This window comes from Chryseobacterium luteum (assembly GCF_000737785.1).
Lineage (GTDB): Bacteria > Bacteroidota > Bacteroidia > Flavobacteriales > Weeksellaceae > Chryseobacterium > Chryseobacterium luteum.
Genome location: NZ_JPRO01000014.1, coordinates 185326 through 197007, shown reverse-complemented (window position 1 = coordinate 197007; position 11682 = coordinate 185326). Strand labels below are relative to the sequence as shown.

The window sequence follows — 11682 nt, the reverse complement described above, 5'->3', positions numbered from 1 at the left end:
CCGTTTCACTTTTCAACCGAGCAAACAGCTTTAGCCAAAATCTAAAATTCACCACAGAAAATCATTGTGCTCATTTGTATTAAAATATTTGTGTTGAAAAAAAACGCCTCTCAATCGAAAGGCGTTAGTATAATTTAAGCTGAGTTTCTGCTCGCATTAATATTTCCAAACAATGATCTGGTCACCAGCTTTTCGTAGGCTTCTTTATTTCCTTCCCCTTTTTGGATTTTCATCAGTGCATACTGCTGAATACTCAGTAATGGCAGCACAATCTTTTCACGGATCTTCACCGATTTTCTGGACAGCGGGTCTTCTTCCTGCAGCATTTTGAAGCCGGTAAGTTCAAGCATGATATCCCTTGAAAGAACATATTCATCAAAAAGTATATTCCAGAATGCTCCGAATTTCGGATTGTTCTTAATGTAATACGTCAGCGGAAAATAGGATTTATTCATGCTCATCATTGAGTTCAAAACTAATGTTTTAAAGAAATCAGAGCCTTTATACAGCTCTTTTACTTCACCCAGCCTTCCCTGCTCTTTCATCTGCTGCATGGCAAATCCAAACCCGAAAAATCCGGGAACATTCTGCTTCAGCTGTGACCATGAGCCTACAAACGGGATTGCTCTAAGGTCTTCAAATTTCAGTTCGCTTCCGTTTCCTCTTTTGGACGGGCGGCTTCCGATATTGGTTTTACCATAATATTCCAGGGTACTCATCTCCTGGAGATAAGGAACAAACATCGGGTGAGCTTTAAGGTCTGAATATTTTTTGTAGCTGATATCAGCCAGCTCGGCGATCAGTTTTCTTTCTTTTTCTGTAAGGTCTTTTTTAGAATTTTTAAAAACATCATTTTCCACCCCGGCGGTCAGAAGCTGTTCAAAATTGTATTTGGCCTGTTCCTTATTTCCGAAAATACTGGTGATGGTCTGTCCCTGAATCGTCAGCTCTATTTTATTATTGGCAATAGTATTTCCCTGCGAAGCATAAAAATCGTGGGTTTTGCCACCGCCTCTTGCAGGCGGCCCGCCCCTGCCATCGAAGAATACGACTTTAATTCCATTCTGAACGGAAAGTTTAGTTAAGACTTCTTTGGCCTTGTAAATTTCCCAGTTTGCTTTCAGATATCCACCGTCTTTCGTACCGTCTGAAAAGCCTAGCATGATCGTCTGCTGATTTCCTCTGCTTTCAAGGTGCTTTTTATAAACAGGATTCTGATAAAGCTCGTTCATTACATTTTCAGCATTGGCAAGACCTTCCATGGTTTCAAAAAGCGGAACAATGTCCATTTTAATTTCTTCATCCTGATATCCGCAGATTTTAAAAAATGCATATACATTCATTACATCTTTTACAGCATCGGAATTGGAGATAATATAGCGGTTTATTCCTCTCTGGCCATTCAGATCCTGGATTCCGGAAACCTGTGAAACCGTTAACAGGGTATCTTTAACAATATCTTCAAACTGATCTGCATTGACTTTTTCACCAATCCGGATTAATTTATTAAATTTCTCTTCTTCGGAAGCGTCTGCATCTCCGTATACTTTTGCAAAAACATCATCAATTACTTGCTGATGAATCCTGCTGTCCTGGCGGATATCCAATGTCGCAAAGTGAGTTCCGAAAATTTTCACCCTGTCTTTAAAGTTGACCAGAAGATCCAAAAACAGGGAATTGTGCTCATTGACCAGTATTTTTTCTGCTTCATCAGCCTTTTTCAGGATATCTTCCGCTGTGATCATATTTCCGTTGAAGATGGCTCCGTAAAGTTCATCACTCAACTGCGTCAATGCTTCAGAAACTCCTCTGAAACTTAATCTTCTTCTTATAAATTTCAAATGACTGTAATAAGACTTCAGGATAGCGGAACGGAGCTCTTCTGCCACTCTTTCCGTAACATCAGCTGTCACAAACGGATTTCCGTCTCTGTCTCCACCCGGCCAGAAACCAAGCTGGATAAGATCTTCGTGAAGATGGGAATGACCGTCTCTGAAAGTCTTTTTAATCTTGGTAAACAGCTCCCCAATGGTATCGTAATAGACATATCTTAAATAGGAAATGATGCTCAATGCCTCATCAATCGGGGTTGGTTTTTCTTTGTTAACGAAAGGCGTTTTTCCCAGTTGCTGCAGGAGCATATCGATCTGGGTAACGGAATCGCTGGTAATAGCTCCGCGCAAATCCTGGATGATCCTCTGTACCGAACTTGGATAAAACTGAGTCGGGTGCGCTGTAAAAACTACTTTCACTGTAAAATCCTTCAGCTTTTCACGGACCTTTTCAAGTTTATGGTCCTGGTATGAACGTTCAAAAAGATTGGTCACTGTTCCGCTGTCACTTTCAGAATGGAGATTTGGAAATGCAGCATCTTCTATACTGTCAAACAAAACCACCTGTCTTTCGATGTACTGTATGATTTTAAAAAGCAGTTCGAGTTTCTGTTCTTCTGTTTGAAGGCCGGTATGGTTTTTAAAGAATTCTTCGACAATTTCCTCAGGGGTTTTGCCTTCTTCATAGCCATTTCGGCTTTCCTCGTAAAGAAAGGGAAGAAGCATCCCGATATTGGTCATTTTATCATAAGGCAGGCTCATAAATAATGAATTGTAGATCTGGAATTTATTCTCCACGATCTGCCTGAATTTTTCTGCTCGTTGGTCGTGTATCATATAACAAATGTAATGGATTTTGGAATTAAATTAATTGACAAATGACAAAAAAAGGAGTGCCCGGAACAAAATTATTTTGATATTCTTTTTTAAAATTAATTCGATAACTTTATTTAAAACTATTTACCATGAAAGAAGACTCTATAACTGATCCTTTTTATCTGCAGATACAAAAGGAAATTAACAGGATTCAAAGAAAGGCATATAACTACATCTGGATGTTCTACATTATCCGTATTACCCAAATTATTTTTGCAGGAATAATTACCGTTCTGGCAGGAATATCCGAGATTGAAGATCTCAAAACAGCTAAACCCATTTTAATTCTGGGAGCTGTAACAACTGCAGTGACAGCATTTGATACTTTATTTCAAGTTGACAATAAGAAAAATACTTATAAACTTGTTTTATTCGAACTCAGAGGTATCAGAGCCGAGATTGTTTATGAATTTATGAAAGAAGGAAAAATTGATAATGAATTTAAGGCAACATTTTTTGGAAAATATCAAAAGGCAACTTCTTATGCAAGAGACCTGATCAGTACAGATGTTGATAAGTGAAAAAGGTTAAAAAATAATATTTTCTATGGAATTAAGCCGTGAATCCATGCATGATGACAAACCTGCAGTTTTTATCTGTAATATTCTGTATCTATTGTAGAATGCCACGAATGCACGAATCTCTTTATGCTAAAAAATATCCATAGCCACAAAAATTAGTAAATTCGTGCATTCGTGGCAGCATTTTTTTTGGTTCACTACTTAAAAATTAAAATATCAATTATTTATATTTTTTCCACAACAACGAAAAAACAGAAGTTAACATCAACGATTTTGATACGGATTATCAGCTTGCACAGGTTCTAAAAACATTCAGGAACCATTATAACAATTCAAGTTTATTATAATTTTGAATACAACAGTTTAATGATTAAATTTACTTTTCATAGAAATTAATCAACATCTCATGAAAAATATATTCATATTCCTTTTAATGACTTTTATTTTCACAGCCTGTGGTGAAGATTGCTATAATGCTCCTCAGACGGTAGCTTTCAAATTCGTTAATTCTGATGATGAAAATCTGATCACAAACGGAACGCTTACCACTTATTCGGTCAAGGATGAAAATCAGGTTGGAGTACAATTAACCAAAACATCCGACGACATGGTTATTTTAGAAAAGGTGGGTGCTTATAATGGTACAAAAAAATATATTTTTCAATCTAATGTTAAAGCTTTTGATTTTTCAATACAGTCGTCAGAATTCAAAGGAGGCTGTGATGGGTATCAGATCAATAAATTAACATTTACAGGCATAGGTATTGATGTAACAGACGAAAAAGGATATTATAAAATTATATTGCAATAATTTAAACAGTCCTTAATGCTATTTAAGAAAATAATAATTATGAAAATTATTTCGATCATTTCTTTTCTGATACCGAGTCTATTACTTTCCCAAAATACAATTCCCGCCGATTTCAAAAAAATTCCGGAAATCCTTGACAATACCGAACTCCTCTACCCGTTCATTGTTCCGGACAAAGAATATAGTTACTGGAGAGTGCTTACCAATGATCCCGATCCTGAAAAGGCTGTGATCTACGAAAGCCAGATGCCGGATTTCATGACCATCAATGAGCCTCTTCCTGAGAAAGGCTTCTTCCAGCAGTGTATTGGAAACAGATGTTTTTCTTACATTCTTGCCTGCAAAAAAGACCGGTCTGTCTATTTCTCTAATGAACAGCAACTGAGGGATTTTATCGGAACAGTTGACAATCTTCCGGAAGCTGTTTTATTAGTCCAAACTTATGGTTTTAAAATAGATACAAGCAATAAAGTAAGTGGTTCCTATAAAATTGAGGACAAATATATTTATCTGTATGTTTCAAAATCCAAAAGCTGCCCGGAAATAAAAGAATCTCACTTCATAAAGATCAGCAGAAAAACCGGAAAACTGGAATCGAAAAATAATGGCATTTATTTCAAGAGTGACCATTGTAATCAAGCCGTTTACCAGAAGAAATAACTGTAAATCAAAATGTTACGTTTATAAATACTCTCGTTGATTGAGCAAATTATGCAGATTATTTATGCTATTTAAAGAGATAGCTTCGTTAAATCAACTTTGTTGATTTCTTCTTTGCATCTTTAAAGTAAAACATGTTTATCATAAAACTTATTGTTATTATAAAAGACCATGATAGTAATTTTAAAATTTCATTAACTCTGTTTTCATATTGCTTTCCGTAAATTTGAATCAAATAAATTTAGAACAATGCTTAATTTCGAATTTAAAAATCCTACAAAAATACTTTTTGGAAAAGGGGAAATCGCAAAAATCTCCCGTGAAGTTCCGAAAGATGCCAAAATATTAATGATCTACGGAGGCGGAAGCATCAAGAACAACGGTGTTTACGATCAGGTAAAGGAAGCTTTAAAAGATCATGATCTATATGAATTCGGGGGCGTGCCTGCCAATCCGGAATATGAAGTACTGATTAACGCTTTAAGTTTTATCAAAGAAAAAAACATCAACTATCTTCTCGCTGTAGGCGGTGGATCTGTGATCGACGGAACTAAATTCCTTTCAGCCGCTGCTAACTATGATGGCGAGCCGTGGGAAATCCTCAGAAACTCTGTGAGAACTTTTGAAGGGGAAGGAATGCCTTTCGGAAGTATCCTTACTTTACCGGCAACAGGCTCGGAAATGAATTCAGGCTATGTGATTTCTAGAAGAGAAACTAACGAAAAACTGTCTTCCGGCGGACCGGGACTTTTCCCGCAGTTTTCGGTGCTTGATCCTGAAGTGATCAGAACGATTCCTAAAAACCAGATCGTGAATGGAATTACAGATGCCTACACCCACGTATTGGAACAGTACATGACGGCACCTTCTTCTGCAGACCTTCAGGAAAGAATTGCAGAAAGCATTCTGATCAGTCTTCAGGAAACGGCTCCAAAAGTTCTGGCTGATGATTTCGACTATAACGCTGCCGGAAACTTCATGTGGTGCTGTACCATGGCTCTGAACGGACTTATCCAGAAAGGAGTCATCACCGATTGGGCTGTACATGCAATGGGACATGAACTGACGGCTTATTTCGGCATTGACCATGCAAGAACTCTGGCCGTTATTGCTCCTTCCCACTACCGTTATAATTTCGAAACTAAAAAAGGAAAGCTGGCCCAGTATGCTGAAAGAGTGTGGGGAATCAAAGAAGGGACTATGGAAGAAAAAGCAGAACTTGGGATCAGAAAAATGGAAGAATTCTTCCACAGCCTGAACATCAAAACGAAGCTTTCGGAATATACTGAAGACTATAAAGGTACTGCTGAAAGAGTTGAAAAAGCATTTACGGACAGAAACTGGTCTGGTTTAGGCGAATATAAAAAACTGACACCCCAGGATGCTTATAAAATTGTAGAGATGAGTTATTAGGTTTTATAGTGAAGAGTTTGAGGGTAAATGAGTGCAGAACGAGTTGCTGTTGATTCAATATCTGCCAAACGGTGGCTCATCCCTGTAACCTAAATCTGCACATTTTGGACTCTCTCTTCTCTCTTCGTTATAAAAAAAACTGTTATTTATAAACATTCGTTTAAAAAAGCATGATTTCATTATAAATATTTCAAATTTATTTATATTTTAGCATATTCTTAAATTTGTGAAAATGAAAAAACAGCTACTTTTATTTGCCTTTTCAGCTCTGGCACTAACTTCCTGTAAAGATGACAATATCGAAGCCTATGAATTGGAAATGATGAGCGGAGACTGGAAGGTAAGCAAAATAGAAATTATTTCCGGAAAAGACAATAAAACAGTACTTGATACAGAAACTCCGTCTGACTGTCAAGCTAAAGATATTCTGCACTTCAGAAGTGATTATTATACCAGCTATACGTATTATTCCAAAAACGGACTTGAATGCCAGATCAACGGGAAAACTGAAGGTAAATATACCTATACCGAAGAATCTAAGCTGTTAAGCATTAAAAATGACAATGATACCGAAAAATGGTACAGAGTAGAAGTCCTTACAAGCAAGGATCTGAAAATGGCCCAGCTGTTTGGTGCATTTGACCAGAACGGTGATGGTACGGATGATCTCACTTATGTGACCTATAAAAGATAAACACAGACTCTCGATTTTATCGGGAGTTTTTTATTACATTTATCATATATTTTAAAATTGATTGTAATGAAGAAGATTCTTTCAGCATTTGTATTGCTGTATTTTGCCTTATCCTTTTCACAGGAAAAAAAGCCGGTGTTCTGGCAGGACATCCAGAATTTCAAAAAAGCGGATCAGGAGAACCCTCCGCCAAAAGACGCCATCCTGCTGATAGGAAGCTCTTCTTTCACCAAATGGACAGACGTTGCCAGCTATTTTCCCGGCAAAACGATTATCAACAGGGGTTTTGGCGGATCAAAATTGACGGATCTTAACTATTTTGCCGATGATCTTTTAAGCCCTTACCAGCCTAAACAGATCATTATCTATTGCGGTGACAATGATTTTGCAGAGAATAATGACCTGAAAGCCAAAGTTGTGGTCAACAGGTTTAAAACGTTCTACAAAAAGATCCGTGAAAGATTTCCCGATATTGAAGTAGATTATATTTCTATAAAATATTCGCCGAGCCGCGAAATACTGTGGCCACAGATGAAAGAAACAAACAGGAAGATTGCCGCTTTCATGAAAAAAGAACCCAATGCAGAGTTCATTGATATTACAAAAGCCATGGAGGATTCCAATGGGAATGTAAGAAGAGATCTTTTTGTGGAAGATATGCTCCACATCACTCCCGAAGGTTATGAAGCCTGGGCGAAGGTTATGAGGCCCTATATGAAATAGCATCCCATGTAAAACAAAAAAATCCCTGTACGGGATTTTTTTTATTTCTTTTTCTTGGATTTTGATACTGATATGGATTTCTGCTGGGACCTGTTAGCTCCAAATTTCTTCGGTACTTTTCTTTTGGAAGGTCCTCCCCAGTTTTCTTTCTTGTTTTTATCCTTTTTCTCGTGAAATGCTCCTCCTCCGTCATACAGTTTTACCTGTGCCGGATTTTTCATGATGATCACATCTTCCTCGGAAGCAATCTTCTTAGGATTTATTTTTACTTCTGCTGGGAAATCGTTGAATTTAAGATCTCTGTCCATTAAAAGCTCAATATCAAGTACGTAAGCTTCTTCTTTTTTAGTTACAAAAGTAATTGCCTTACCGTCTTTATCCGCCCTACCCGTTCTTCCTATTCTGTGGATGTACTGTTCAGGAATTTCAGGGGTTTCAAAGTTGATAACGTGGGTAATATTCGAAATATCCAGACCTCTGGCCATTACATCGGTGGTAATCAGTCCTCTGATCTCTTCATTTTCAAACCTTTTCATGGCTTTAAGCCTGTAGTTCTGAGATTTGTTCGAGTGAATTACATCAAACTGCTCAGGGAAAAGTTCGTCAATTTTTGCAAACAGAAGATCAGAATTTTTCTTATTGTTAGTGAAAATCAACACTTTGGACATTTCATCTTCATTAGTTTTCAATAAATGTTCAAGAAGATTGATCTTTGTATTAAAGTTGTCCACTTTGTAACCGGACTGCTCAATTTTTTCAAGAGGCGTTCCAGATTTTGCCAAGGATATTTCTATCGGGCTTGCGAAATACTGATCCAGCATTTCATCTACCGCTTCTGTCATTGTAGCCGAGAAAAGAATGTTCTGCCTTTTAGGCTTCATCATTTCAAAAATATGGGTAAGCTGCGGTCTGAACCCTAAGTTCAGCATCTCATCAAACTCATCAATGATCAGCTTTTGTATTTCTCTCAATGAAATCGCATTGTCAATGGCAAGGTCCATCACCCTTCCCGGAGTTCCTACTAAAATATCACATCCGTCATTAAATAGCAGCTTCTGTGTATTGATATTTTTCCCTCCGTATATTCCGATCACCCTTGCGGTAATATTTTCTGTCAGTTTCTCAACAATTTCCGCTACCTGTACCACCAATTCTCTTGTAGGAACAAGAATCAAAACAGTAGGATTCCCTGTTTTGTTATATTTCCATGTTTTAAGAACGGGCAGAAGATAAGCCAATGTTTTCCCGGTCCCGGTCTGTGCGATCCCCATTACATCTCTCCCGGAAAGTATAGGGCCAATGCTCTTTTCCTGAATAGGTGTAGGTTCGAATAATTCCAGATCCGCTAAAACATCAAGAATTTTAACCGGCAGGTCAAAATCCGCAAAAGTGAGTTTTTCCATGGTGCAAAGATAGGTATTTAAATTTAGAGGTTAAGCTTAATGTCAATTGTCAATTTTGCTTCGCATATGAATTTTTCAAGAACTAAGGTTTTAGGTTTAAGAGGCTGTTTAAATTTTTAAAATCTATCTTATTTGGAGATTTCGCAGATTTTTACAACTGAAATAAATAAACGGCTTCACTTACCTGGCAAGTATCATCACTCTAAACTCTCAAACACAATAACCCTCAAACCCTCCAACACTACAACCGGAAACTCATTTCAGCTTCACGCTTGTACTTTCAATTTTAATATCATCATCTTTCCATATACTTGAAGTTATGATCACATATCCTTTCTTTTCAGGGTCTTTTCTGATCGGAAATTTCTCTTCTTCCCACTGTGTGCAGTGCGTGGAAATAGATGGCACCAAAGGTTTCCAGCCTTTTTTACTCAATGTATACACATGAAAAGCATGCCAGCAGCTTGTACACCAGCCCGGGTAAAAACCGATCTCATCTTTTCCGTCATCATTGAGATCTCCCAGGTTGTATAAAGTACCGTCATAAGCAGGTGAAATGATGAACGGCTTTATTTTTTTATCACTGAAATAAATGGTCGTTTCACATTTTCCGTCACATTCATCAGTACAGTCACTGACTTTGGTGTAGGCATATTCTTTGGTTCCATTGCCGTCGAAATCTCCGGAAATACCTTTTTCAACGGATTCCTGAGCAATAAATAATGAACTGCAGAAAGCAAGAGTCATTAAAATAAGTTTTTTCATAGGTTTGTTATTTGTTTCGCAGGGCGGGTTTTGTGATGTAAATTGTGAGGTATTGAATTTGAGTTCCTATTGGGGATCTCTAAGTTTCCCGGCTAAACTTCTAAAATCTGATTTCCGGCTTCTTATTTATTTCCTGGTAACCCTCAGCAGAAGTACCAGAACCAGTATAATGGAAAGTACAAAGCCCAATACCGCAACTAAAGACATTTCCCCTATCCGCGGACCAGATTCTGAAACAAAAACAATCGCTGTGGCAATCATATTAGCTCCCAAAACCATAGCCAGAATTAAATTGATGATACTGGATTTGATCAGCTGGTTGGTTTTTTCAATATTTTTAATCTCGCTGGAAACCGTGAATTTATTATCATCCAGTTTCTGAAGTACAGATCTGAGTTCTTTGGGAATTTCATCTACATTATCCGTGAAATTCATCATTCTGTCCATTCCGGTTTTTAAAAGATTCTTGGGCTTGATCTTTTTCGTAAAGATTTTCCTGGTGTAAGGATGAAGACTTTTCACGATATCCAGATCCGGATTGATTGTTCTGCCAACTCCTTCTATCAGGCTGATTCCTTTAAACAGAAGATAAAAATAATCGGGCATATAAAGCCTGTTGTCCTTCAGAATATCTTTCATTTTATTGATGATCACCTGAACATTGATATCCTGCAGCGATGAGCTGTGCACGAAGTTGAGAATATCTTCCACATCGTTTTCAAATCTTCTTTCATCGGGAATTTCGTAGCTGACCGCCATTTTTTTGAGATAGCGGACAATTTTATGTGAATTTTTAGCGACAAAGCTTACGATCAGACTTTCAAGAATTTCCTTATCATTCGGCTGGATCTTTCCTACCGCACCAAAATCAATAAAAACGATTTTCCCGTCTTTTTTCACCAGGATATTACCGGCATGCGGGTCGGCATGAAAAAAACCGTAATCCAGAATCTGTGAAACAAACAGTCTGAGTCCTACTTCCGATACTTTTACAGGATCAATATCATGAGCCAAAAGAGAAACTTTGTCGGTCACTTTGATCCCGTCGATAAACTCCATGCAGAGAATATTATTGTTGGAATATTCTTCATAGATCTTCGGGACATATGTTTCCTTATGGTTCTTAAAATTCCGGGCAAAATGCAGGATATTTTCCTTTTCGTTGATCAGGGAAACCTCTTCCAGCAAAGATTTTTCAAAAGTGGAAATCGCCTGTTTCAGATTGAGCTTTTCTCCTATTTCGGAATAGGCGGAAATCAGTTTTTCCAGGTCTTTTATGAGAAGCAGATCATCTTCAATAACGGTCTGTACATCAGCTTTTTTAAGCTTGAGGATCACAGTACTCCCATCCAGTAAAACCGCTTTGTAAACCTGTGCAATAGATGCTGTGGCCAAAGGTTCTTTCTGAATTTCCAGAAAATGATCTTTCACGGATATATTGAATTCATTTTCCAGAATTTCTTCTACATCCATATCTACCATATCCACTTTGTCCTGAAGCTTCTGCAGCTCCTGGATCAGTTCAGGCGGAAGCAGGTCTTCCCTGTTGCTGAATGTCTGGCCAAGCTTTACAAAGGTAGGCCCAAGCTCTTCCAGCACCAGTCTTATCCTTTCGTATACCGTCCCTTTAGAAATAACCTCATCCGGATCCACAGAAAGCTGTTCCTGCTTATTTCCTGTGTTCATCCTTGCCAGCATATCTTTGAATCCGTATTTACTGAGTACGGAAATGAGCCTGGCTGATCTTTTCAGTTTTCGTTGCTGCTTGTCAAACATATATTTCTAAATAGTTGATGCAAATTACTCCAAAAATTGTTCCTATTGCTGTTTTTTTATTTTAATTTAAACGGTAAACCGCACGGTGAAGTAGAGATAGAATTGTCTTTGATCTGAGGGGAAATGATGAACTTTTCAAACTTATCTTATTCCATTTTTTTATGTAAAGCTTCTGTTTCATTCTTTCTGCTTTCAGGGAAGCAAAGGG

At 37.6% G+C, this 11682-nt stretch carries 10 protein-coding genes; 6 read left to right on the top strand and 4 right to left on the bottom strand.

Features of this window, described 5'->3' with window-relative positions:
* Nucleotides 1–134: 134 nt before the first annotated feature.
* Nucleotides 135–2669, bottom strand: coding sequence for a phosphoenolpyruvate carboxylase (locus tag IX38_RS14995; protein ID WP_034706325.1), 2535 nt, complete (start codon nt 2667–2669; stop codon nt 135–137).
* Nucleotides 2670–2797: 128 nt separating this feature from the next.
* Between IX38_RS14995 and IX38_RS14990 the strand changes: the two genes are divergently transcribed.
* The 6 genes from IX38_RS14990 to IX38_RS14965 all read left to right on the top strand — a co-directional run bounded on the left by IX38_RS14990 (nt 2798) and on the right by IX38_RS14965 (nt 7530).
* Nucleotides 2798–3229 carry an SLATT domain-containing protein gene (locus tag IX38_RS14990; RefSeq protein ID WP_034706322.1) on the top strand — a complete coding sequence of 144 codons (432 nt, stop codon included), beginning with the start codon at nt 2798–2800 and terminating at the stop codon, nt 3227–3229.
* A gap of 406 nt (nt 3230–3635) precedes the next feature.
* Complete coding sequence (locus IX38_RS14985; RefSeq protein ID WP_034706321.1) at nt 3636–4040, top strand: hypothetical protein; 405 nt, start codon at nt 3636–3638, stop codon at nt 4038–4040.
* A 39-nt stretch (nt 4041–4079) separates the two neighbouring features.
* Nucleotides 4080–4700 (top strand): hypothetical protein, encoded by a 621-nt coding sequence (locus IX38_RS14980; protein ID WP_051884783.1) that lies wholly within the window; start codon nt 4080–4082, stop codon nt 4698–4700.
* 249 nt (nt 4701–4949) lie between these two features.
* The gene (locus IX38_RS14975) at nt 4950–6113 is read left to right on the top strand and encodes an iron-containing alcohol dehydrogenase (protein WP_034706319.1); all 1164 of its coding nucleotides are present in this window, start codon (nt 4950–4952) and stop codon (nt 6111–6113) included.
* A gap of 232 nt (nt 6114–6345) precedes the next feature.
* Nucleotides 6346–6807: a lipocalin-like domain-containing protein gene (locus tag IX38_RS14970; protein ID WP_034706318.1), complete on the top strand. Its 462-nt coding sequence runs from the start codon at nt 6346–6348 to the stop codon at nt 6805–6807.
* A 66-nt stretch (nt 6808–6873) separates the two neighbouring features.
* Nucleotides 6874–7530 carry a GDSL-type esterase/lipase family protein gene (locus IX38_RS14965; RefSeq protein ID WP_034706317.1) on the top strand — a complete coding sequence of 219 codons (657 nt, stop codon included), beginning with the start codon at nt 6874–6876 and terminating at the stop codon, nt 7528–7530.
* A 41-nt stretch (nt 7531–7571) separates the two neighbouring features.
* Here the strand turns inward: IX38_RS14965 and IX38_RS14960 are convergent, their stop codons facing one another.
* The 3 genes from IX38_RS14960 to IX38_RS14950 form a co-directional block, all read right to left on the bottom strand.
* Nucleotides 7572–8933: a DEAD/DEAH box helicase gene (locus tag IX38_RS14960; RefSeq protein ID WP_034706315.1), complete on the bottom strand. Its 1362-nt coding sequence runs from the start codon at nt 8931–8933 to the stop codon at nt 7572–7574.
* Between the two features lie 255 nt (nt 8934–9188).
* Nucleotides 9189–9698, bottom strand: a complete 510-nt coding sequence (locus IX38_RS14955) for a hypothetical protein (RefSeq protein WP_051884781.1) — start codon at nt 9696–9698, stop codon at nt 9189–9191.
* Nucleotides 9699–9824: 126 nt separating this feature from the next.
* Complete coding sequence (locus IX38_RS14950; protein WP_034706313.1) at nt 9825–11474, bottom strand: ABC1 kinase family protein; 1650 nt, start codon at nt 11472–11474, stop codon at nt 9825–9827.
* Nucleotides 11475–11682 lie beyond the last annotated feature (208 nt).

What these genes read in the sequence shown, in the direction of transcription:
- IX38_RS14965 (WP_034706317.1), top strand. Translation starts at nt 6,874, where the DNA reads ATGAAGAAGATTCTTTCAGCATTTGTATTGCTGTATTTTGCCTTATCC.
- IX38_RS14970 (WP_034706318.1), top strand. Translation starts at nt 6,346, where the DNA reads ATGAAAAAACAGCTACTTTTATTTGCCTTTTCAGCTCTGGCACTAACT.
- IX38_RS14980 (WP_051884783.1), top strand. Translation starts at nt 4,080, where the DNA reads ATGAAAATTATTTCGATCATTTCTTTTCTGATACCGAGTCTATTACTT.
- IX38_RS14995 (WP_034706325.1), bottom strand. Translation starts at nt 2,669, where the DNA reads ATGATACACGACCAACGAGCAGAAAAATTCAGGCAGATCGTGGAGAAT.
- IX38_RS14985 (WP_034706321.1), top strand. Translation starts at nt 3,636, where the DNA reads ATGAAAAATATATTCATATTCCTTTTAATGACTTTTATTTTCACAGCC.
- IX38_RS14950 (WP_034706313.1), bottom strand. Translation starts at nt 11,474, where the DNA reads ATGTTTGACAAGCAGCAACGAAAACTGAAAAGATCAGCCAGGCTCATT.
- IX38_RS14960 (WP_034706315.1), bottom strand. Translation starts at nt 8,933, where the DNA reads ATGGAAAAACTCACTTTTGCGGATTTTGACCTGCCGGTTAAAATTCTT.
- IX38_RS14955 (WP_051884781.1), bottom strand. Translation starts at nt 9,698, where the DNA reads ATGAAAAAACTTATTTTAATGACTCTTGCTTTCTGCAGTTCATTATTT.
- IX38_RS14975 (WP_034706319.1), top strand. Translation starts at nt 4,950, where the DNA reads ATGCTTAATTTCGAATTTAAAAATCCTACAAAAATACTTTTTGGAAAA.
- IX38_RS14990 (WP_034706322.1), top strand. Translation starts at nt 2,798, where the DNA reads ATGAAAGAAGACTCTATAACTGATCCTTTTTATCTGCAGATACAAAAG.